The 21,546-nt window shown below is 66.5% G+C and carries 17 protein-coding genes; 3 read left to right on the top strand and 14 right to left on the bottom strand.

The features are described from left to right. Positions 1 to 46: 46 nt before the first annotated feature. The 14 genes from EXE58_RS19815 to EXE58_RS18960 form a co-directional block, all read right to left on the bottom strand. Positions 47 to 1,039: an ArdC-like ssDNA-binding domain-containing protein gene (locus EXE58_RS19815; protein ID WP_208544077.1), complete on the bottom strand. Its 993-nt coding sequence runs from the start codon at positions 1,037 to 1,039 to the stop codon at positions 47 to 49. A 2,014-nt stretch (positions 1,040 to 3,053) separates the two neighbouring features. Continuing rightward, positions 3,054 to 6,689 (bottom strand): PIN domain-containing protein, encoded by a 3,636-nt coding sequence (locus EXE58_RS19020; RefSeq protein WP_135269295.1) that lies wholly within the window; start codon positions 6,687 to 6,689, stop codon positions 3,054 to 3,056. 181 nt (positions 6,690 to 6,870) lie between these two features. After that, entirely contained in the window at positions 6,871 to 8,355 is a 1,485-nt protein-coding gene (locus EXE58_RS19015) for an ATP-binding protein (protein WP_135269294.1), read from the bottom strand. Beyond that, on the bottom strand, positions 8,352 to 8,753 hold the full coding sequence (locus EXE58_RS19010; RefSeq protein ID WP_135269293.1) for a hypothetical protein: 402 nt from the start codon (positions 8,751 to 8,753) through the stop codon (positions 8,352 to 8,354). The genes EXE58_RS19015 and EXE58_RS19010 overlap by 4 nt, the downstream gene beginning before the upstream one ends. Before the next feature lie 126 nt (positions 8,754 to 8,879). Beyond that, positions 8,880 to 10,292: a hypothetical protein gene (locus tag EXE58_RS19005; RefSeq protein WP_208544076.1), complete on the bottom strand. Its 1,413-nt coding sequence runs from the start codon at positions 10,290 to 10,292 to the stop codon at positions 8,880 to 8,882. Between the two features lie 207 nt (positions 10,293 to 10,499). After that, complete coding sequence (locus tag EXE58_RS19000; protein WP_135269292.1) at positions 10,500 to 11,945, bottom strand: SCO6880 family protein; 1,446 nt, start codon at positions 11,943 to 11,945, stop codon at positions 10,500 to 10,502. Then, positions 11,942 to 13,315, bottom strand: coding sequence for a TrbL/VirB6 family protein (locus tag EXE58_RS18995; RefSeq protein WP_135269291.1), 1,374 nt, complete (start codon positions 13,313 to 13,315; stop codon positions 11,942 to 11,944). The genes EXE58_RS19000 and EXE58_RS18995 overlap by 4 nt, the downstream gene beginning before the upstream one ends. A 7-nt stretch (positions 13,316 to 13,322) precedes the next feature. After that, positions 13,323 to 13,625 carry a DUF6112 family protein gene (locus EXE58_RS18990; protein WP_135269290.1) on the bottom strand — a complete coding sequence of 101 codons (303 nt, stop codon included), beginning with the start codon at positions 13,623 to 13,625 and terminating at the stop codon, positions 13,323 to 13,325. Positions 13,626 to 13,656: 31 nt separating this feature from the next. Next, positions 13,657 to 13,944, bottom strand: a complete 288-nt coding sequence (locus EXE58_RS18985; protein WP_244242328.1) for a DUF6112 family protein — start codon at positions 13,942 to 13,944, stop codon at positions 13,657 to 13,659. 1,146 nt (positions 13,945 to 15,090) lie between these two features. Beyond that, positions 15,091 to 16,212, bottom strand: coding sequence for a C40 family peptidase (locus EXE58_RS20225; protein ID WP_135269289.1), 1,122 nt, complete (start codon positions 16,210 to 16,212; stop codon positions 15,091 to 15,093). A gap of 6 nt (positions 16,213 to 16,218) precedes the next feature. Continuing rightward, complete coding sequence (locus tag EXE58_RS18975; RefSeq protein WP_135269288.1) at positions 16,219 to 16,884, bottom strand: hypothetical protein; 666 nt, start codon at positions 16,882 to 16,884, stop codon at positions 16,219 to 16,221. Between the two features lie 47 nt (positions 16,885 to 16,931). After that, positions 16,932 to 17,915 carry a ParB/RepB/Spo0J family partition protein gene (locus EXE58_RS18970; protein WP_135269287.1) on the bottom strand — a complete coding sequence of 328 codons (984 nt, stop codon included), beginning with the start codon at positions 17,913 to 17,915 and terminating at the stop codon, positions 16,932 to 16,934. Further along, positions 17,908 to 18,753: a serine/arginine repetitive matrix protein 2 gene (locus EXE58_RS18965; protein ID WP_135269286.1), complete on the bottom strand. Its 846-nt coding sequence runs from the start codon at positions 18,751 to 18,753 to the stop codon at positions 17,908 to 17,910. Before EXE58_RS18965 ends, EXE58_RS18970 begins: the two co-directional genes overlap by 8 nt. A gap of 352 nt (positions 18,754 to 19,105) precedes the next feature. Then, the gene (locus EXE58_RS18960; RefSeq protein WP_244242327.1) at positions 19,106 to 20,008 is read right to left on the bottom strand and encodes a bifunctional DNA primase/polymerase; all 903 of its coding nucleotides are present in this window, start codon (positions 20,006 to 20,008) and stop codon (positions 19,106 to 19,108) included. 402 nt (positions 20,009 to 20,410) lie between these two features. Between EXE58_RS18960 and EXE58_RS18955 the strand changes: the two genes are divergently transcribed. Genes EXE58_RS18955 through EXE58_RS18945 form a run of 3 tightly spaced genes read left to right on the top strand, consistent with a single transcriptional unit; the run spans position 20,411 to position 21,536 of the window. Continuing rightward, positions 20,411 to 20,779, top strand: a complete 369-nt coding sequence (locus EXE58_RS18955; protein ID WP_135269285.1) for a hypothetical protein — start codon at positions 20,411 to 20,413, stop codon at positions 20,777 to 20,779. Beyond that, a complete protein-coding gene (locus EXE58_RS18950; protein WP_135269284.1) occupies positions 20,776 to 21,255 on the top strand; it encodes a MerR family transcriptional regulator in 480 nt (159 codons plus the stop codon). The genes EXE58_RS18955 and EXE58_RS18950 overlap by 4 nt, the downstream gene beginning before the upstream one ends. After that, the gene (locus tag EXE58_RS18945) at positions 21,255 to 21,536 is read left to right on the top strand and encodes a hypothetical protein (protein ID WP_135269713.1); all 282 of its coding nucleotides are present in this window, start codon (positions 21,255 to 21,257) and stop codon (positions 21,534 to 21,536) included. Before EXE58_RS18950 ends, EXE58_RS18945 begins: the two co-directional genes overlap by 1 nt. Positions 21,537 to 21,546 lie beyond the last annotated feature (10 nt).

The raw sequence follows: 21,546 nt of genomic DNA, 5'->3' as shown, positions 1-21,546 counted from the left end.
TCGCCTGAAACGTTGATATGCACGACTGGGAGAACGACGGGGATCTTCACAGCTCCACCGCCGGAGTCTTCGCTTGGATACGTCGCATGGGCGCGGAGGGGGTGAGTGCGGCCCGGTCGAGTCCGGGTGGGTCGCCGTCGCCGACCTTGATGGTGTCGAGCCGGTCGAGGATCCCGAGTGCAGTGGCGCGGACTCGTTCGGCGGTGGCTTGCACGACCTCGACTGGTGTCTTGCCGGGGACGCTTTTGGCCCAGGTCGCGACGTAGGGGATGGTGTAGGCGCTCGTGTCCAGACCATGGGCGGCGCCGACCATAAGCGCGACAGACTCGGCTTCTACCTCGGCAGTCCCGCGATGCACGGTCGCCTCGGCCGCCGCAGTCGTGTCGGCGTCGACGGACTTCGGGGCATGGAGCCGGCAGTGCCCGAGCTCGTGCGCGAGCGTCTTGGCCTGGGCTGCGTCGTCGACGTCCATGCGTATCGAGACTTCGCGGGTGAGGAAGTCAGTGAGACCGTTGGCGCCTCCGATCGCTGCGGACGAGGAGACCAGCCGTAGTTCGTAGCCGTCGGAGGTGATCTGATCGGCGAGGCCGTCCCACAGCCCCGACGGCGCCTCCCCTTCCAGGAGGACCGGACGTGGAGGTTCCGGCAACGGGAGACCGTCGGTTTGCGACACGTCCCACACGTGGGTGCCCTTCACGCCGATGAGCCGTGACTTCACGACCTCGCCAGGAGCGGGCCTCTCGCCGCGGCCGAGTCGATGCCACGACCCAGGATTGGCGGGCTCGCGGCTGGCGAATCGTGCGGTGACCGGGGCGAGGATGCCGTACCCGGACTGTCCCTTGACTACATGCCGGCCGAGGGACTGCCATTGCCGGAACCCCGCGACGTACGTCGGGCTCGGCTCCGGCACGCGACCCTCGTTGTACGCCGCGAGGTGCGCTGTGGCGATCAGGAGCGAGTTGCTGAAGCTCCTCGACCGGAACCTGACCGCGAAGGTCATCGCACGTGTCCAGTCCTCACCCGTGACGAGAGCGGCCACGGACTCGGCCAACTCTTGTTGAAGTGCCTCGAGTTTCGCCGTTCGTGCTGCTGCCGGTCGGTCTTGGAGTCGCATGCGTGCCTCCTGGCTTCGATAACCAGGAGGTACGCAGCCAGCGCCGCGACTCCGTCCCAATGAGGGCCACGAGGCATTGGCGGAGCGACGCGCCGGATGAATGTCATACTCGATCGCGCAGACGGATCATGGGTAGATTGCGGCGATGTCGACGACGATCCGGCTTGATGGCGCAGACTGGGATCGGGAGCTACTCCAGAAGCCCGTGGCGTCTCTCGAGTCAGCGCAACTACGCGCCGACCAACGTCGATCGGCGGGCCCCTCTGCGCTACTCGGCGTCGCTGCGATTGCCTGTACCGGTGACCCTTCACGGGCCCGAGCCATGGTCCAAGGTGACTTTGACCTTCCGAAGGCCAGAGCGCGCGACTCCGTAAAGGTTGGCGCAGCGATCTGTGACGGGCACAGAGCTTCGAACACAGCACTTGGGTACTTGGCTGGGGTCAAGGTTTCCGAACGCCAACAGGCCAAGTTGATCGCGATGCTGACCGGCGTTGCTCTCAAGACCGGTGCCTCCCCCACGCTCGTGAGTTCGGCTGCCGTGGAACGGTCCGTCGCATCGAGAGCGATAGGTCGGCTCGCCCGCAAGGCCGTGAGGTTTGGTGACCGCCCTAGCCAGGCAGCCCTAGCAGCACTCTTGGCGTCTCGCTTGGGGAGTGCCGGGGTGCGCCGCATCGGGGCTCCCCTCCTCACTTCGGGCCTGGCTCATACGTTCATGGGCCCGCGGAGGTCATCCTCCGTCCAGAGTGCATCCGACCGGCTTCTGGTGGCCGCATATGCCATGTCCGCACTGTCGACACGGGGCCTTGATCTGGGTTCGGAACGATGGCATGGAGCGCCAGGCGACTGGCGCTATCGAGCCGCCCCTTGGGTGCTTCCGCTCATCGATGAGAAGACATCGTCGGCGTTGATCCAGCTACTTGATGCAGCCAGGGCCCGAGGGCTTAGCTTCGTCGCTCCCGGCTCGTCCCCTTTCGTGCACACGGACTCTCGAGATGTCACTGAGTACATGAGGAACGTCGCAGTTGGCCAAGCGAGTGCGCTCACCAAGTGGACCGACTGGCCCACCTGGTTTGGCGGCGACCCGAACGGGGCGCAAGTCCTCCTCACCCAGGATGACAACTATGCGTACGCCTGGGTTGGGCGGCGCAAACAGGGGCAGCTCATCGCGTTCGATACGACCGACTTCATCGGCTGGGGTCTCGATGAACCAGGCACAGAACAGGCCATGGCCTACGCAGTCGGCTGGTACGTCGACGTCTCAATAAGCCTGCGCCTGAACCCCGCCGGAACGTCTGCTTTCAGGCGAACTGCTGGCGGGTCAAAGACGGGGGGCATCAACTACAAGCCGACTCCTTCGTACGTTGGGCAGCGCGCAGGGGTCGCTCTAGGTACTCACAGCCCACCGAAGCCGCATATGCGGGCGGCCCACGTGCGGAATCTGGGCCAGGGGAACCCGAGCGACGAGGCACTGAGTCACGCGCATGCGAAGTACCGAAGCCAGATGGGGCCACATGACACCTGGGTTCGAAGAGCCACCGTTGGCGGTGCGTCAACTCAGAAGGCGATGAAGACGCACCTCAGCAAGCACTCGGCTCTCGCCGACGCTCTCGGCCTGATGGACCGAAGTTCAATCCCGTAGGCAACTGCGATTCTCGACGCGCAGCGGGAGTGCCCGGCAGGCGGCGGTAAGAAGCAGGGCGGGCTGACTGGTCTGCGCCGTCGTCCAGCGGAGCCAGCCTGCCTCGCCTAGTGTCGAAGAATGACCGAGCCGATCACCCCCAGGCAGCTCTCGGTAGAGCTCAGCCTCAGTCCCACAACGATCCGTCAGTGGCTGCGCGACCAAGGCTGGCAGAGCGCTCCGTATCGCCGGTGGGAGCTCTCCTAAGAGCAGGCGGACCAAGTTCGCGAGCATTTCGGCGACTGATACGTCGACAAGCGGCTACGTCTCGCTCGTGAGGATGACTCTGGCTGCGGTGGCCCTCTCCTGGTCGCCCAGGTTCGCGACCAACATCAACAGGAACTCAGCGGCCTGACAAGCGCCATGCTTCCCTGCGATCTGACTGTACGTGTGGGCAAGTACCGCCGGCAGCGGGTCGGTGGTGCCGGGCAGGTCGTCGACGGCTGTTCGGATGCCTTGCATCACGAACGGCAGGGTGTCGGGACGTAGCCACGGCTGGGAGAACTGGTGGGTGAGAAGAATCTTCAGGTTTTGCGAAGCGGCTTCGACGCTCCCGTCGGTGATGCGGACCAAGCCGAGCGCTACTGCGGCTGTCCAGTCCGCAATGGCTGCCGGGGACGTGGGCGCGACCCGGGCCATGGCTGTGCTGGCGAATCGGACGCATGCGGCGGGGTCGACCCAAGAGTGGGTGCGTGTAAGTGCGGCGGCGGCGCCCTTGGGCCTCCAGTTGTCGAGTTCGGCGGCGAGCGTCAGTACGTCCGCGTCGAAGTCCAGGTCTACGTGGTAGCCGGCGACCAGGCTGGCGCGTGCGGCGATCCCGAGGTCGTGATCGAGTAGGCCGGCAGCTTCCAGAGCCGCGAGGAGGTCGACGGTGCCGAACGTTTGAGCGCCTTCGGAGGCGGCCATCTGGCGAAGGGATCGGTCGTCGCACCAGAAGGGCCGCCCCTCGGACATGGCTAGGTCGAGGGAGCTGAGCCAGATTCCGTCGCCAGAGAACTCCGCGAACCGCTTGAGTCCGGGCCAGCCCCGGCGCTCAGAGCGGGCCAACAGGTCAACGACCCGGTCTGCGCGACGTGCGAAGGCGTCGGCTTCCTCCTCGCTTGTCTCGGTAATCAGCGGACGCGCTTGCTTGTCGTCCCAGCCCAAGGTCATGGTCGACCGCATGTTGAGGCTCTGCTGGGCGCCGAGCGCGTCGCGGTAGGCGGAGTCCGTCGTTCCCAGATCCAGAAAAGCACCGATCAGCCTGTCGACGATCGCCGGGTTGAGGAGCGAGAGCGTCGCCGCCGCAGAGCCGTCGATGACGACTCGAGAGCCCAGGGCGGCCGCAGCGACCGCTTGGCCGGCCTCGGCGGCTGGCGGCATGTGGCTGAACACGAGGCCTGCGCCGGTCATAATGCAGACTTCGACATAGGTTCGGCTCGTCAATTCGACGACGAATCCGAGCGGTAGTTCGCCACGTCCTACGCGTTCGCGAAGGTCTTTGATCGCCGGGTCTTCTGCTGTTCGGTTCTTGAGCATTGTCGTCAGTGAACCGACGATGTCGTTCTCGTCCAGCGTGAACGACCGGAACACTTGGTTCTCGGGATGCGCCGCGGTGAAGTCTGCGGTCGCCTTGTGAAGCTCGGCGATGTCGGCGTCGGCGACGTCGCGTGCGTGGCGGGTGAGCCCGCGGTAAATCTGGATGAGGAACACGCCGACGGTGTCAGGCTCGTGGACCCAGGCGCTCATCGTCTCGAGGGAGCGTTGGACGAACTCTGGGCTGTCGTCGCACTCTGCTGTCAGGCCGATCCAAGTCCGGGCGTCGGCGGGGTCGCGCGGGTCGACCGGCCTGCCCTCGTGGGTGAGGGCACGCCAAGCGTCCTCGATGCTGCCCGCTCGGACCAGGCTGTGCACTAGGGCCCAGCGGACGGTGAGGTTCCCTGGCGCGATGGTGGCCATCTCACGCACGACGGCCAACGACCGCGAAAACTCACCTCGTGACTCCAGCGAGTCAAACTGGATCATCAGGGTTTCCAGGCGTCCCGCCCAGGTCGGGCCGCCGAGCGACAGCGCCGTGGCGGCCACGTCGAACGCTTTCTCGTAGGCCCCGGCGCTCTCGTACCGTGATGCGGCCATCCTCATCATCAGAGGGTGGTTCCAGCGGGCGCCGCCGGCTTCAAGGACTGCGGCCGCGTCTGCAACTTTCCCCTGCGCGACGAGCCGTTCTGCAAGGAGGACGGTGAGCTGCTCAGAATCGCGGGCCCTGACACGAAGCAACGACATGTCCTCGTCGCTGCTCATCACCTCGTGGATGGTCTTGATGTGGTCGACGGCCAAGCTGTACTCGTCGGGCAGGGAACCCAGGTCGGGGAGGCGCTTGCCCAGCGGTGCCAGGGCGGACGCGGTCTGGAGCCGCGATGTGTCATTCGGAGCGTGTTCCCAGGCTTGGAGCCAGGCATCCTCGGCGTCGTCGGGACGGTCGTCTGCGAAGGCCTTCCAACCGGCGACGGTGTGAGTAACGAACGGATCATCGAGAGACTCGGCCACTGCCTGCGCGTTCTCGAATCTGCCCATTGCGGCGGCAAGAATCGCCGACTCTCGTCGTAGTCGGATGTCGCGAGCCTCGTGTGGGAGAGCGGTTCCCTCTGGCGGAGCTTGCGTGAGGCGCCATGCCCGGTCGATGTCGGTGGCCAGCGCGGATGCTTTCACCGCTGTCAGGATCGGGGCGACACTGTCGCCGAGCCATGTTCGACGGGAGTCGCGAGCCTGGATGGCCAGGTCGAAGGCGCGGGCAAAGTCGCTGAGCGGGTGTTCGCTCAGCCCGTGGTGGCCGCGTGAGAGCAGGGCCTCGGCGGTACGCAGCGTGTTGCCGCTGCCCTCGGGATGGTCGGCTGCGCCTTCGATTCCGATCTGGATGGCCCGATTGAAGTCGCCGCGACCGGTTGCTGCCGCGGTCTGCAGAATGGACTTGATCGACTGGTCGTTGGGATCGTCCGCGTCCCAGGATTCGAGGACCTCCTCGGCAGGCGAGTAGTCGCCCTTCTCGATTGCTTCGCCCGCTGCAGCGAGTGGGTGCTTCGGGACCGAACGCGACCACAGATCTCTTGCAAGCGCGGCGTCTTGTGGCGTGCCGGTTCCGATGCTCAGGCCGGCTCGGGCCCACCAGTACGAGGCAGAGGCACCCGCGTCGACTCCCTTCGCGACGAACTCCACGACTGCCACGCTGGCCCCGTAATCGCCGGCGACGCATGCGAGCCAGCACCATGCTTCGGCGGGAGCGTCTGCCATGGCGGCCGGGGGAGCGGTTGCCCACTGTTCTAAGAGGCTCCGTCGATCACGCTCGCCGGCGAGGGTGATCACAAGTCCCCGAAAGGGCGTCCATTGGGCTGCGAGGTCGCGGGCCGCTGTTGCTCGCCAGGGATGGAGCTTCTCCAGGGCGGTCGTGAACGCGACCTCGTCGCCGCCTGCTGTGAGCAGCGCTCGTTGCTCGCTGGCCGTGGTCTTAATCGTCTGTTCGAGACGAAGCGTTTGTGCCACTCGGCCGTCGTTTACGGTCTCCCGGCGCAGGGCTTCATTGCGAATGAGTTCGACCACCCTCGCGACAGCCGCGGCAATGTCCAGGTTGGCAGCATCCACCATTGTGAACTCCAACCGCTCAAGCGCGCTTTGGAGCTGATCGGTGTCGCCTTTTGTAACAGCTTCACGCACGTCCTCGGTCTTCAACCAGGAAGCCAGTGTCCGCCAACCGACCTCGATGCCCTCAGACTTCGCCTTCTTCGAGACGGCTCGGGCGACCCGGATGCGCTGGGTCCGCTTCCCGAGGAACACGACTATCTGCCTTCCAGCGGCACCGCTGATTCCCTTGGCCGTACCGGTCGCCGCAGATGCTGCCGCTGCCGCGGTAAGTGGATCCACCATTGCTGCTCCTTCGCTGTCGCCTCCTATCCTTCCTGAGAGGTCCGACAGGCGACGCTCTCCGCCACTGACGGCGGATGGCATGGCGCGGCGCCGGCTTTAGACCACAGCGGCGCCTTGGCATATTTCGTACGTCATTCTGGGCGAACAGGGCTACTCCGTAGCGGGCGGGGACGCCGCCGTCTCAAGCGCCAGTCAACATTCGGCTGGAGGTGTCGAAGACTCGGAGTTCGTCTGGATGCATCTGATGCTGGACCACGAATGAGCGATCTTTGATCCGCCAGAGCCCTTGACCCGTGCCGAGGGTGGGGATGAGCGCCTGCTCGGTGCCGGTCAGTCCGAGCGCGGTCGAGGTGGCGCCGAGTTGATCTGCCTCTTGCCGGTACACGATCCGGGTCTCAGCGTTGGCGAGCAGTGATGAGGCGAGGGCGCGCATGGCGGAGCCGGAGTCACCGACGTTGTCGAGGTCGGTGAGCTTGTGGAAGATCAGCATGTTGGCGATCCCGTAGTGCCTGGCCATCCGCCATTGGGCGTCCATCCTGCGCAGCAGTGCGGGGTGGGACATGAGCCGCCAGGCTTCGTCGTACACGACCCAGCGTTGCCCGCCCGCGGGGTCCATGAGTGCGGATTCCATCCACGCTGATGCGCATGTCATCAGGACCGAGATGAGGGTCGCGTTCTCGGCGACGCGGGAGAGGTCGAGGGAGATCATTGGCAGAGCCGGGTCGAACCTCACTGTTGATGGGCCGTCGAACAAGCCGGCGAGGTCGCCGGCGACGAGTCGGCGCAGGGCGTGGCCGACGAGTCGCGCGTCCTCGGTGAGGCGACCGTTGGGGTCATCGACCTGATCCGGGCTGAGGAGTCGATCGACGATCATGGGGAGGACTGGTACGTCGGAACCGCGGACGGTGCGGTCGATGGCGATGTCGACAGCCGTGTGCTCGAGCGGGGTCAACCGCCGCTCGAGAACCGTTTCGGCGAGTGCGCCGACCAGGTCGCGTCGGCGCGATGCGACTTGGCTGGACCATTGGGCGTCGTCGAGTCCAACGGGCCGGTGGCCTTCGTCGAGTGGGTTGAGCCGGTTGATCATTCCATGCCCGAGTGCGATGGCTCGCCCACCGACGGCTTCGGCGACAGCGGTGTGTTCACCCTTCGGGTCACCAGGGACGTACACACGGCGACCGAAAGGGATCGATCGCGTGTAGAGGCTCTTGGCCAGTGACGACTTGCCCGAACCGACGATGCCGGCGAGGACGAGGTTCGGTGCGGTGATGAGTCCCCGCGCGTAAAGGATCCACGGGTCGTAGACGAAGGAGGATCCGGAGTAGAGGTCCTGGCCCACGAACACGCCCTCGCTGCTCAAGCCGCCTTCGGCGAGGAACGGGTACGCCCCAGCGAGGGTCGCGGAGGTGTCCTGGTGCCGGGGGAGCTTGAACCGGCCAAAGGTTCGCAGCGCTGCTGGACCAGGCTCGCCAGCCTTCGGCAGCACGGCGGTCGCGCGGCGCTCAGCCTTGAGGTCGTCGTACGCCTGCTTGGCCGACGTTCGGCGGGTGTCGCGGTCGTGCTGGGCCATCGAACGAGCCGCGCCGTCCCGGAATTTGCGGTCGCGCCGCCGCTCCTTGGTCGGCGACACGAGGACCGAGGTGTGCAGCCGCTCGTCGTCGGTCACAGAGACAGCCCGGCGTTCGGGGCTGGATGCCGGTGTGGACGTTCCGGCGTGCTGGTGGCGTAGGTCATGCTCGCCTCGATCTCGTGGGCCCGGTCGATGCACTCGGCGACCTGCTGGAGCATCTCCGCCGCGCGGTGGAGCTCCCACGCGACGCGGTACGACGCCGCGCGCCCCGCCTGCGCGTCGCCAATGGCGCTCACCCCGCACTTGGCCGGCTGGTCGTGGAGATCCCCGAGTTGATGCAAGGACTGTGACATCGAGGCGAGCGACGCAGTGAGGGCACCCAGGACGGGGTAGACCGCAGTGGAGTTGTTCATGGATCTGGTGGCGTGCGCGAGACCGCGGGCGGCTTCGCGGAGTTCGTCGGCATCGGCGGTCGGGTCGTTGAAGGTAGGCATCGCAGCAGGCTCCTGGATCGATGGGTCTCATCGAGGAGGTGCGCACGCGGCCGCCATTGAATGCGGGAAGCACACTTGACCTACGAACGTGAACCCGAAATGAGTCGTCGGGCGAGGGGACGCCGGTCAGTCCTGCGCCGACGTAGTCAGCTCCATCATGAGCTGTGCGTAGGTCTCGCCGTCGATCTCGCCGTCCTGGTACTGGCGCATCAACTCGTCAACCTGGGTCTTCAGCTCCTGCCGTTCCACCCGGTCCTCCCTCGCATCGGACGTCGGCTTGGGCCGCTTGAGCTTCGAAGCCGCCGCGCCGCGCATATCGCGGAGTGCAGTCAAAGCTGCCCGGTCGTCAGGCACACCGTCTCCGTCACGATCGACCCGTCGGAACGCACGTGTGACGGTGGACCCCGCTCCGCCGATTGCTCCGCCAGCGTTCTTCAAGGCGGTAATGGCCTGCGCTTCGTCGGGAATGCCGTCGCCGTCCAGATCAACGTTCCGGAAGACCCGGGTCGCCTTGTTGGCGGTGGAGGACACCCACCCTGAGGTCGACTTGGCGGCGTCGTCCAAAGCAGAAAACGCACGGTTCGGCTCATGCTCATCGCCGGCCGTCGCCGACTCGGCGGCGAGATGTGCAGGGAACTCCTCCGGTGCCTCAGCGAAGGCGACACGCGCTGCACTGACAACCTCCCGGCCGAAGACGAAGCGCGTCATCCCGCCAGCAACGGCTCCGACGCCGTACTCGACGATCGACTGCTGGCCATCAGAGAGGCCGCCGCGCATGGTGTCGAGCTGACCGGTTTGAACGGTGCGGACCAGATCGCCAGCGGCTGTTCCGGGGAGTTGAGAGGCAAGGGTGTTGGCCCAGTGTGACCAATCATCTTGAGCGGATGCCAACTGCTCCCCGAGGCCGCTCGCGGAGCGCGTAGCGCGCGCGACATCGTTCGCCATGGCCGAGATCTGCTTCTGGCTCACTCGGTCGTTCGAAAGCCCGTAGACCAAGGCCTTCGACTGGTCCTGGTCGAGGCGCATGCCGTGGATCTCCGCGAGCGCCAAAGCAAAGACCGCGGTGATTTCGAACTGCAGGCGCTCGTCGCCAGCGGGCACCATGCGCGCAACACCTGTCCGCGCCATGTTCGCCGCGGCTGCCTTGGCAGCGGTCTTTGCCGCGGCTTTGGCTGCCACCTTCTTCGCGGCCACCTTCGCGCCTACCTTGCCAGCCTCCTTGCCTGCGGAGGCTCCTGGAATGAGCGACAGCCCGACGCTTGCGGCGATCGTGCCAGCGGTTGCAACGCCTCCTGCGACGCTGATGGCGGTGACGTAGTGGCGCTCGAGGAGCGTGACAACCTCTGCCGGGGAGGCCTCAGGGTGGCGGCGCCTCACTCGGCGGACGTACTTGCGGGCCAGTGAGTGGCGGGCGCCGACCGCGTCTGAAATCTCGCGCTCGGCAGTCGCAACATCGAGATCGGCGCCTACCGTAGCGCCGTCGAGGTCGGGCTCAGTGCCTGCGGAAGTGTTGGCGTCCGGCTCCTGATGTTCGTCCATGTTCGCATCGTTTCAGGAGCCCCTGACAGTTGTCCGGGGAATGCCTTCCACAGCGAACCGGGCTGCACTGCGCCGACTTGACCGCCGGGCAGGAAACAGAAGATCCCGCCGGAGTCTCGGGTCTCCAGCGGGATCTGGGGAAGAGCATGCCGCAACACTTGATGGGCCGTCAGTCGTTCGCCGAAATGTGGACGAGCTTTCGAACAGCTACATGCTTCTGGCCACGGGCAGCGCCGCGGCGGCGAAGCCCTGAGCCTGCTGCCCCCACAGCCGCCGGGTTTCGCACGAGGCCTGGATCGCGGCCTGCTCGACAGTGGCGACGGCCCGCTCGAGTTCGTCGGGATCAGTCGCGCTGATAGCGACGAGACCAGTGACGCGCAGGACACCGTGGCCGGCGGTGAGGTCCGCTTCTTGTTGGAGGACGTCCTGGTATTCGGCTGATTGTTGGGCGTCTTCGATCTGGCCGATCTTCTGCCGCTGGGCGGCGTCGGAGATGTACTCGGTCTTCTTCTTGCGGATGTCTCGGGCAGCACGGTCGGTCCGCATCGGCGTGTAGAGCAGCGTGAAGGTGCGGCGCACCCCCGACGACAGCAGCAGGGGCGCGAGGAAGCCTGGGAAGACGAGTGAGCGGGGCCATTCGCTGATCCACAGGACGCAGTGGTGCGCGGAGTCGCTGCGCAGCGAACCCCAGGATTCGGTGACGGTTACGGGGCCGGCGGTGGCAAGGTCGCGGCCGAGGTCGCCGTGTCGTTCGAGGGCGCCGGCCACCGCGGGGTCGTACGCGGAGCGAAGGATCAGGGCGAGGTCGCCTGGGGTGAGCCAGTCGCCGGGGGAGAGGTCGGCCGACTTCAAAGCCGCGACCATGGTGGCCATCTCTTGCCGTAGTACGGCGCCTGCCCCACGCATTCCTCCTCCGGCGGCTCGGACGGACCTGCTGGCGGTCTTCATGTCGAGGGAGATTGAGATCGTGCTTGCGTGGCGTTCACCTGCGGGGCCGGCGCGGTCGACGAGTTCCGCATACGTTTTCGACACCCAGGTGTTGTCGTGGGCGCCGTGGCGCCGCCACCAGTCGGCGAGGCCTTTGCCGGACTCGGGCAGCGTGCGTTCCATGACCTGAAGCGACGCGATCCGTCCGGATCGGCAGGCGGTGGCGAGAACGCGTCCCCAGGTCACGACGCGGCGTTCCTGTTCCGAGGGGTCGAGGAGGACGAACGCGGGGTGGGTGAGGCCGATGATCGCGGTCAGGGTCGCGGCGTGCGGGTCGTGCACCATGACCGCTCCGGTCTCGACGTCGACCCATTGCCGCAACCTAGCCGCGTCCCCGGGGAGGGCGAGGGTGCCAGCAGGACGTGGTTTGAGGATGCGTCGCCGGTAGTTGAGTTGCCCGCCGGTGGATCGCCAGGCCCAGACGGTGGCGATGGGTGCCCACTCGACGAGCGTCCGGCCGCCGATCTTGACGAATGCCACGCTCAAGCAGGCCGTGATGACGGGTACGGCGAGCAGGGCGGCACCGACGTACAGCGCCAGGATTAGAGACCCGGCCGCCGTGCCGACGACGGTGAGTTGTGGTCCGGAAAGGCCGAGCAGTACGCCGCGGCGTGAGAGGCGGGAGAACTTGATCGGCGTCAGTCCCGGCTCGGTCGTCGTACTCATCGCGACCCACCCCGGTCTGGTTTCTCAGGCAGGGTGGTGTCAGCAACATGCGGAGGCGCGGACCCGTTCCGGGGCGCCTGTGCAGACTCGGCGTGGTTGCCGGGCGTGGCTGCGACGAACTGCCCCAGCCGGGGACCGGCTGCGGCGGCTTCCTTCGCGGCCACGATCCCTGCTCCGACGGCTCCCCCAGCAGCCGCACCGCCAGCTGCGCCACCTCCGGCGGAGCCGGCGCCGCTGGAGCCCCCCGACGCACTACCAGCGCTCCTGCCTGGGCCGCCGCCCGCGCTGCCACCTGAGCTTCCGCCGACGGTGCCCGCAGGTGCCGGGCCACCACCTCCGCCGCCAGCGCCGGAGGGAGAGGGCGACGTGCCACGACCCGACGTACCGCCACCACTTCCTGCGTCGCCCAGGACCTTGGCGGGCTGGGATCCACCTCGAGAGAGGGGCACGGGCATCGGGCGGTTGAGAGCGGACTTGGCTTCCTGCTCTGCGGACATGGCGTGGTACATGTCGAAGCCCATGAAGGCGATGGCCTTGTAGGTCAGGTAGGGCGCGAACCCGGCCATCAGCATGAGTACGACACCGGCGATGGGTTGGCTGACCGACTGCAGGTCGGCGTCGATGGGCGCGGAGATCTGGGCGGTGGCGATCAGGAAGATCACGACCAGCACGACCTTCGAGAGGATCATCGCGATCACGAACATCGCCCACCGCGACACCCACGAGCGGGTGTGATCCCAGCTGGATCCGGCGAGCGCGATGGGCGCGAAGACGATCGCGATCAGCAACAGGGCCTTGCGGATCAGGAGGCTGAACCAGACGATCAGCGAAGCCATGAGAGCGAGGCTGGCGAGGAAGATCGTCAGGATCGCGCCTGCGCCGGGCGAAGCGAGGTTGATGGTGGTGATTCCGGCGGCCAGGAGGGTGATCTTGTCGCCCATCTGGTTCATGTTGGTGCCGGCGGCGTTGACGATGCCGATGCTGAGCTGGTCGGTGACCTGCAGCGCGGTGGCGAGTAAGGCGAGGGCGACGAACGAGCCGAGGATCGATTTGGCGAGCCCGAGGAGAGCGCGGGTCATGGCCGCGGGTTCGCGGCGGATCATGCCGCCGATGACCTGGAGCATGAAGAATGCGAGCATCACGAAGACCGCGATGCCGAACATGATGTTGTAGACCTTCGTGTACTGACCGCCGGTCACGTCGACGTACGTCGTGGTGTCGATGGCCTTCCACACCGACGCGAACATCCACTCCGCGGCACCGCCCATGCCGTGAGCGAGCCACTCGAAGGGTGCGGTGATGATCTCACCCGCCGCGTCGCCGGCGACGTTGCAGACGGTGTGGATGACGGGGACGTCGCAGACTCCCATGACCGCCTCAGACTCTCTGGCCGACGTTCCAGAAGAAGTTCACCAACGTCACCGAGGCCCCGCACGCGATGGCTGCACCGAGTGCGACAAGGACGCCGAGCTTGCCGCGACCGGCGAGATGGGGATTGGAGGAGTTCGACCCCATCGCCCACACCACCGCGGCGATGATCAGAGCGAGCACGGCGAGAATCAGTCCGATCGTCATCGACGCTCCGACTATCTGCTTCAGCTCGCCGATACCGGGCAATCCGTTGGAGTTCGGACTGATGGAGATGTCGAGCGGTACGAGGACCGAGAGTGAAAGGCGCATGGGAGTCTCCTGAGACGTCTGGGCGGACGTCTTATAGGTGGGCACCGAGGTCCAACAGCCAGTTCGCCCAAGCGAGCGCGCCGCCGGTCAGGGTCGCGCCGGCGAGGGCGACGAGCACGCCGGTCTTGGCCTTCTGGGCCGTGTGCCAACTACCTCCGTTGGCAGCGAGCGCCCAGGTGGTCGCGGAGACGATGAGCATGAGTACGGCGAAGATCAAACCGTAGGTCAGAAGGGCACCAACGATGGCTCGGAGGTCGTCGGCGCCGCCGACGGCTCCGAAGTTGGGGCCGCCAATAGACGCAGCCGGATGAAGGATCATGCTCTGAAGGTGTGCAAGAGCCAGTTCGTAAACGGAGCCGACGCAATTGGAGGTGCAGCGGGGCAGACTGCGCGGGCGCGTCGTTGCCGCGGTGTCGACATCTTCAACGTTCGCAGTCTCGGGGCACCTAGGCAGCACGCCGGTTGCGTCGATGACTCACCGATCCTGGCTCCGGGTGCGAGTTTAAGCGCGGCTCTCGGCTCCTGGCTCGCCCTCAGCCGCTTGGCCGTGTGTTCGGGCCGGAGGTGTCTCTCCCAAAGCAGCTCGAAGGACGACGGAGTAGCCCAGGTAAAAGTGAGTCAATTGGATCAACGTCTCGATAAACCGGACGGTCGTCAACTTATGTATCAAGTCGTCCTGCATCAATGCTTCGAGGTCTTCTGAGTGCCTGCCCCAGTGGATGAGATCGCCGTATTGGAACATCGAAAGTAGTTGCTGCGGTCGAGCGTCTTCGCCTGGGAGCAACTGCCCTGCAGGAAGTGAGTAGCCATGGTCATAGGCCGCCCGTCGCCCCGCTGTCGGAATCAGGAGACCGGATTGCAGGCCACCGTGCGCACGATTCCACGCCCGATGTTCCTCAGAACGTCGCTCGCGGTGGCTGTCTGTCGCTTCATGGATCTGACGCCCGAGAATCTTGCGCACCCTGGTGTAACTGGCGGGCTCCTCTGGGCTACAAATCTGGCGGAACAGGACGTTGGTGCCTCGAAGGGATTCGTTGGATGGAAAGTTTGCCTCGACATGAGGTTCCTTACCAGGGCCTGGCACGGTGACTCTCATGCCTCCTTCATGGGTGAGCACCGACGACTCGGCCAATTCTGAACATGTCGATATGAAGCGATCGAGGACACGCCGTTCCTGAGCGTCAAGGACAGGCGAGGGCAGTTCGGGGAATTCTGCGGGGTCGGGAAGGCCGTACACGTACTGCAACAATCGCCACCAGAAGACGAACCCGGCAGGATTCGTGGACGCATCGGCATACGGCGGTGTGAAGTCCAGTGGTCTCTCGCGAATCAGCGCGTGGAAGGGTTGGGCTCGCAATCGCACGGTGCTTCCTCTCTCGCGCATAGCTACTCTCCCAAGCGTGGCACGTAACCTCTTCTCGCGCATCGAGCGACCTCGAGTCCCACTCAGCTTTTCGGCCCAGGACTAGCCGAGACGCCGCACCGTCATGACCTCACCGTCGAACTCCCCGATCGTTCCGTAGCGGACGACGTCGCCGGTGCGGGGCGCGTGAAGAATCTGGTCCCCGCCAACGTAGATCGCGACGTGGTGCGGCCGGCCGGCGCCGGGATAGCTGAAGAAGATCAGGTCGCCGGGCTGCTTGTCGGCCCATGCGATGCCGCGTCCGGCGCGGATCTGGTCGCCGGAGTAGTGGGGGAGTCGGATCCTGCGGTCGGAGGCTTGGTAGGCGGCGTACAGGACCAGGCCGGAGCAGTCGAAGCCGCCGCCGGTGGGGCCTTCGAAGTTCCCGCCGCCCCAGACATAGGGGAGCCCGAGCTGTGAGGCCGCCGCGGTGATGAATGCGCCAGGGAAGCCTTCGGGAAGGTCGACCGGGACTTCGCCGTCCCCGTCGTCGGCGCAGGCCAAGCCAGCACCGAGGCCCACGCCACTGAGTGCGGCCAGGATGGCCTCGGCGACGGGCTGGTTGACGACGTACCGGTCCGGGTAGGCCGACACCTCGACGGCCTGGGCTGCTTCACCAAGCTCGAGGTCTTCCCAGTTCGGAATGTCGAGGAGCCCTGAGGGTGAGCCGTGATTGGGCCCGTTGGGGCCGCCGTAGAACGCGCGGCTGGACCAGACGGGGTCCATGAGGTGGCGCACGGTTCCCCAGCCGGTCGAGGGCCGCATCTGGAACAGGCCCAGTGAGTCATGATCGCCGCCGTCGCCGTCGTTGGCGATCTCGGCTGATCCGGGGTGGGCACTGACGTTGGACAGCACTCTGAGGGCTGATTCGGTCAGCGCAGCCATGAGGGCAATGAGTTGCCCGCGGGCGGGGACGTTCGCGGACTTGCCGACGGCGACGATCGTCGCGGCTCGCTGGAGTTGTCGCTGGGTGAACGTGACGGTCTCCCCGTTCGCGTTCGTCGTGGAGAGGCTGGTGGGTACGTCACCAGTGACGGCGAGGCTGCCAGTCGCCGCCGCATCCGTGAGGCACGAGCCTGTCCCTGCTGCGGCAGGGCCAACAAGCGTGGCGACACCCACGACCGCCGCCCCGGGCGCGAGCACCACAGCCAGCGCTACGCCGACGATCAGGATGCGCATGCTCATCGCGCGCTACTTCAGTGGGTTGTCGAGTTGGGAGAGACGCAGCACGTGGCAGCGCTCGAACGCGGGTGGACAGGCGACGAAGACAGTGAACGCGACGGGGTACGACGTCTCGGCCGGTTCGCCTTCCCAGATTCCCTCGCGGTGGCGGGTGCCGGTGATGGTGACCGCGGTCGTACCTGGTCGCAGGTGTCCACGCGCTTGCTCGAGCGCCGCTGCCCACGAGTGGGGAACGAATGCCTGCTCGATGGAGAGGGTCTGGGTCACGTTCATAGTGGCGAGATCCAGCCACTGCTCGATGCTCGGCAGGTACGTCGCCACGTCGGTGAGCAGGCCGGGCGTCTCTTCACCGGAAGGGTCGGTGTCGGCGAGCACGGCCGCGGTGTAGTCAACGGGCAGCAGACCAGCGGTTGTGTCCCAGTTGAAGAGGGACGTCGCGACGGCGCGGGCGTAGGTGATGGGATCGGAGGTGCGGGGGAGCGAACGGTCTTCCTGAGCGGGCGACTCGTCCGACTCCACCTCGATTGCCTCGGCATCGATGCCTGCAGGATGCCCGTTCGCGGCAGGCCGCGCGGCCGGTTGGCGTACCAGTCCGTAGACGCCTGCGACCATCGTCGAGACGGCGAGGACCCCGACGAGGATGAGCAGGACCTGGCGGCGTGTGATGTCGAGCATGACGTCTCCGAACGGCGAAGGGGTTGGCGTCCCCTCAGGTGCGCGACCTAAGCCGAGGCGAGGTCGTTGCGCGCGACCCTGAGTCGCTCACGGAACTCGACCGTTTCCGCCACGACGCGCTCGAACCGCTCCCATTCCTCGTCGCTGAGGGGACCCGCGAGATCGTGGGGGTCGTACAGCTCCGACCAGCCTTCGAGCTCGGTCCACATGAGGATGAAGGACCTCAGGCTGCGGTGGAACGGCATACCGGTGGGCTTCCTCTTGAGTGCCCGTAGGCCCTTGCGGGCGTCTTGCTGCCGCACACGGGCCAGTGCTGCTTCGCCGAGCTTCTTCACGTCGTCGGGATCGGCGACCTCAGGGTCCGGCGTACTGGCCAATTCGACTGCGGCGCGGACGCGCTTGTACGCCGGTTCGACGGGGGCATCGTTGTCGATCTCGGTGAGCATGTTGCGCGCGAACGTGCGGATGGACTCGGGCTGGTTGGTGTCACACGAGATGCGGCGGATCCAGTTGATCTGTTCGAGTCGGGCGAACGACTGGGCGCCGGTGATCATGCGTGAGGCTTGATTTCGGGAGTCCCCGGAGCCGCGTGGTGCCGTGGGGCCCTCGGCACCGTTCACTCCGTCAGAACCGCCGCCTGCTCCGAAGCGCGTCGCCTCCTGACGGCGCTGGCCGTCCTCGGCGAGGAGTCGCTTGATCTCGGCGTACAGCTCGGCGGTCTCCAACGGAGTGAGGGGCTTGCGGTGCTCATTCTCGTCCTGCTGGGCGAGCAGGTGCGAGAGCTGGTCGGAGATGCCGGACCGAACCCATACCTTCAAGGTGGTCCAGCCGAGCCGACGTACTGCCTCCAGGCGCCGCCACCCGCACACCAGGACGCCGTTGGGGGTGATGGTGATGGGCTGAAGCAGCCCGACCTCTTCGATCGAGCGGGCCAGTGCCTCGATGTCGCCGGCGTCCTTGCGGTGCCGGATGCCGACGACGATGGAGTCGATGGTCCGCTCGAGTTCGATGTGGCCGCGTGTGTCAGGCATCGATGCGCCTCGCAGTCTTGGGTGCGGTCTGGCTGATCTCGAGGATCAGGTCGTCGTCGGCGAGGAACTCGGTGATCTCGTAGCCGCACATAAAGAGTGTCAGCAGGCCATGGCCGGCGCGAGTGAACCGGTACTCCGGCTCGGGACACCCCAGCACCAACCGCAGGAGTGCGGTCCAGGCGTCGCGGTCCAGGTCGAGGGCTGCCCGTCCGACCTCATCACGGCGTAGCAGGGAGTGAGCGGCGGGACGGTTCTTGGATTCGGCAAGCCGCCCACAGATGTAGTCCACCGCGCAGATCGTGGTGTTCTCGGGCCACCCCAGCGCCGTGAACAGCGCGATCACGCGGTCGGTGGCCTCGGCCGGTGTGGTGGGCTTCGTCTGATCGATTGTCTCGGGGCCGTCGACGACCCTGCCTAGGAAGGCGGGTGCGCGCAGGGCGGGGTGGTACTCCAACACGTCGTTCTCGTACTCACAGAACCGGCGGGCGTCGTGACGACCCCACGTGACGTGGCGCCGTGCCTGCGGGTTCGAGCACAGCAACCCGTTGGCACGCTCCTCGGCGATCAGGCTGACCTGCACTGCGCGGGTGACGACCGCCCAGGGGTCGTCGGCGGTGCGCACGGCCCGGGTGTGCATGGCCTCGAAGGCGGCATACGCCGAGTCCTCGGGCTGGCAGCCGTGGTTGATCGCCAGCCAGCGGTATTTGCGGATCGTGAACTCCATCAGTCGCTCGGCCTCGGGGTCGGTGCGCCAGGACCAGTGGCCCACGGAGTCGAGGTTGTGAAGGCGTTGCAGGAGCTGGCGCAGCCCTTCTCCGGTGGCGAATGAGGCGTTCATAGTCCGATGCCTTCCTCTCGGGTCGATCTGCGTTGGGATTGGTGGATGTGGCGGCGCACTGCGCGGCTCGAGGTCGTGGGGGTACGGCGTGCGCGACGGATCAGCTCGGCCTGCAGATCGATGCCCCTCCCGACCATCGGGCCGGTGAAGCTCGGCAAGTCCGAGGGCCGGACCCACGCGATCCGCTCGGACCTGAGGCCGGCGGGTTGGTCTCTCGGGAGGGACGGGTCGGCTGCATGGGCTAGACCGTTGCCCTCGTGCCCGGCATCGTGGCCAGGGCCGGCGTTGGCATCGGGGGAGTACGACATCTCCGGCGGCTGGTGGGTGTGGCGGCGGTACTCGCCGTGACTGTTCATTGCGCGATCGCTTCACTCACCGGGGTAGGGCCCGGGCGGCTCACCCGAGGTCGCGGGACGGCGGTGCGGTACGCCGAGACAATGGTCGACTCCACCTCCGGTTGGGGGAGACCCGCCTGGACACCGGCCGGGCCCAGGGTCGCAATGGTGAACTCGATCGGGTGGCCGTCTTCGACGAGGCGACAGGCCGCCCAGAACAGCCCTTGGTTGCGACCGCCCTCGGGCTGCGTGGCCATCCACTTGGCCAACCGTTCCGGCCTCGTGCCCAGGGGCGGAAGCGGGGTGCACGCTTGGCGTGTCTGTTTGGGCGGGTCGAGGAATAGGCGCAGCTTGGCCGCGTCCAACGGCATCGGCTTCCGTTCGGAGACTGCGATGACCTCGTACGGTGTTGGCTTGCCGCGGACCTCAAGGCGCGAGGGCGGCGCGATGACGTACCCGCCGTCGCCGCGGAAGTCGATGTGTGCGCCTGGAACCTGCCAGCACCTCTGTTCGTCTCTGGCGGTCGGATAGTAGGCGTGCATGCCGCCCGAGGGTGTGCGGACCAGCCATCCCCACCCTTGGGTCAGTCCCTTGTGATGGGCGCAGTCGAAGGCCTCGTACCCGCTCCCAGAGCCATGGACGTCGACGTCCACCACGAGCACGCCAGTGGTGACGCCGGTGGGGAGCCCGATGTTGGCGTCAGGTGTACGACGCCACCATCGTTCGACCGTGGCGAGGGAGACGCTCGCATCGTGGAAACCGTTCGGGGTCAGCGGCTGCTTGCCGCCCGTGACGCAGGGGAAGACCGGGATGCCGAGGCTCGCGTACCGGCGCGCTGCGGCAACCAGCGACGGAGCCGCTGCAACACGGGACATGGTGCCCGTAGACCATCGGGGGCCTGTGGACGTCGAGTTGGACATGCCGCCGACTGTGCAGTGTCAGGTACGCCCGATTTTGCCTCTCGCGAGGGGGAACCTGAGGGGGGAACCTGCATAACCGCAGGTCAGCAGGTTCCCCCCGATAGTTGCGACCTCCTCTTGGTCGCCGACGGGCCCGATCCTGGCGCCGGAAGATCAGCCGATGACCGAGCGCACAGCCCAAGCAATGTAGCCATTGCGGGTGGGGTGGTACCCGTCGGCGATGCTCCAGGACTTGCCATTGATCCCGGGGTTGGAGCCGCACATGTCGTGGCCCCCGAACGAGTTGATGGAGCTCTTGTACGTGAACCCTGCTCCAGCGGCCGGGAACACTCGCATTCGCCACGGTCGCCTGCGACGGATGGTCTTGCATCCTGTACCCCGGTACAGGCTTACGGTGGGCACATGGACCTACACCTGACTGCTGGCACCGAAGAGCCACCGTGGGTGGACGTGGCTGACTGCACGCTCCCCACCGCCGAACGGCCGCTGCGCCTAGCGGAGTTCGACGAGCTGTTCACCGACTCGCTCCGCTCAATCGAGCGCACCAGTGACTCGGTCGTACGCCTGAAACTGGCGGGCGACGCCGACCTGGCGCGACGGACGCAAGCCCTCGCTGACGCTGAGTCGACCTGCTGCTCGTTCTTCACCTTCACCGTCACCCCGCTCAACGACCAAGACGTGGCGTGCGACGCATCGGTGCCGGCGGCGTACACCGAGGTGCTCGACGGCCTGGTCTCCCGGGCCGAGGCCGCGCTCGGCGGTGTTTCATGACTACCGATGGGGGCGCGCCAGCGGGCCTGCGTCGCGGGCAGGTGGCCGCTGCGGCAGACGTGAACATCGAGACGCTGCGGTACTACGAACGCCGGGGTCTGCTCGCCGAACCGAACCGGAGCCCCGGAGGGCACCGGCTCTACCCGTCCGAGGCAGTCACGGTGCTGCGCGTCATCAAGGCTGCTCAACGCCTCGGGTTCACGCTGGATGAGGTGGCTGACCTGCTCGAGCTTGGTCGCCATCGGCACGGCAAGCTGGTCGACGCCGGCCTCCAGCAACGGGCCCGCGAGAAGCTCGTCGAGGTCGAGGAGCGCATCGCCGACTTGGTCACCATTCGCGACAACCTGTCTGCCGCCATCGACGCCGGGTGTGACGACCTCGTGGCTTGCGCTTCGGAGGAGTGCTGTCCCATCCCGTTCACGGCCATCACCATCCACCCGGACAGTAGGGCCGCCAGCGTCGAGGAAGGCTCGTGATGAAGTTCAAGGACCGGCACATGGTCGGCGGAGCCGCCGCGGCGTGCGCAGTCTGCTGTGCGGCACCGGTCGTGGGGTTGTTGGGCGTGGCCGGGTTTGCTGCCACGGCTGTGACGTTGGCGTTCGCCGGCGTCGTGTTCGCGGTCGTGGTCGGTCTCGCGAGTGTCGTGGCGGTCGTGGTGCGCCGCGCACGCTCGCGCCCGGTCGCCTGCGCCACCACGGACAGCGTGGGTCCCGTCGAGCTGGAACTGGGCGCGGCGCGGGCCGCCGACATCGGTTGACTGCACGAGG

It is taken from the genome of Nocardioides seonyuensis (genome assembly GCF_004683965.1).
Classification (GTDB): Bacteria; Actinomycetota; Actinomycetes; order Propionibacteriales; family Nocardioidaceae; genus Nocardioides; species Nocardioides seonyuensis.
Note: the sequence above shows the minus strand (reverse complement) of the source record. Positions and strands in the feature narration are given on the sequence as shown.

What these genes read in the sequence shown, in the direction of transcription:
- EXE58_RS19020 (WP_135269295.1), bottom strand. Translation starts at nt 6,689, where the DNA reads ATGGTGGATCCACTTACCGCGGCAGCGGCAGCATCTGCGGCGACCGGT.
- EXE58_RS19010 (WP_135269293.1), bottom strand. Translation starts at nt 8,753, where the DNA reads ATGCCTACCTTCAACGACCCGACCGCCGATGCCGACGAACTCCGCGAA.
- EXE58_RS19005 (WP_208544076.1), bottom strand. Translation starts at nt 10,292, where the DNA reads ATGGACGAACATCAGGAGCCGGACGCCAACACTTCCGCAGGCACTGAG.
- EXE58_RS19000 (WP_135269292.1), bottom strand. Translation starts at nt 11,945, where the DNA reads ATGAGTACGACGACCGAGCCGGGACTGACGCCGATCAAGTTCTCCCGC.
- EXE58_RS18995 (WP_135269291.1), bottom strand. Translation starts at nt 13,315, where the DNA reads ATGGGAGTCTGCGACGTCCCCGTCATCCACACCGTCTGCAACGTCGCC.
- EXE58_RS18990 (WP_135269290.1), bottom strand. Translation starts at nt 13,625, where the DNA reads ATGCGCCTTTCACTCTCGGTCCTCGTACCGCTCGACATCTCCATCAGT.
- EXE58_RS18985 (WP_244242328.1), bottom strand. Translation starts at nt 13,944, where the DNA reads ATGATCCTTCATCCGGCTGCGTCTATTGGCGGCCCCAACTTCGGAGCC.
- EXE58_RS20225 (WP_135269289.1), bottom strand. Translation starts at nt 16,212, where the DNA reads ATGAGCATGCGCATCCTGATCGTCGGCGTAGCGCTGGCTGTGGTGCTC.
- EXE58_RS18975 (WP_135269288.1), bottom strand. Translation starts at nt 16,884, where the DNA reads ATGCTCGACATCACACGCCGCCAGGTCCTGCTCATCCTCGTCGGGGTC.
- EXE58_RS18970 (WP_135269287.1), bottom strand. Translation starts at nt 17,915, where the DNA reads ATGCCTGACACACGCGGCCACATCGAACTCGAGCGGACCATCGACTCC.
- EXE58_RS18965 (WP_135269286.1), bottom strand. Translation starts at nt 18,753, where the DNA reads ATGAACGCCTCATTCGCCACCGGAGAAGGGCTGCGCCAGCTCCTGCAA.
- EXE58_RS18960 (WP_244242327.1), bottom strand. Translation starts at nt 20,008, where the DNA reads ATGTCCAACTCGACGTCCACAGGCCCCCGATGGTCTACGGGCACCATG.
- EXE58_RS18955 (WP_135269285.1), top strand. Translation starts at nt 20,411, where the DNA reads ATGGACCTACACCTGACTGCTGGCACCGAAGAGCCACCGTGGGTGGAC.
- EXE58_RS18950 (WP_135269284.1), top strand. Translation starts at nt 20,776, where the DNA reads ATGACTACCGATGGGGGCGCGCCAGCGGGCCTGCGTCGCGGGCAGGTG.
- EXE58_RS18945 (WP_135269713.1), top strand. Translation starts at nt 21,255, where the DNA reads ATGAAGTTCAAGGACCGGCACATGGTCGGCGGAGCCGCCGCGGCGTGC.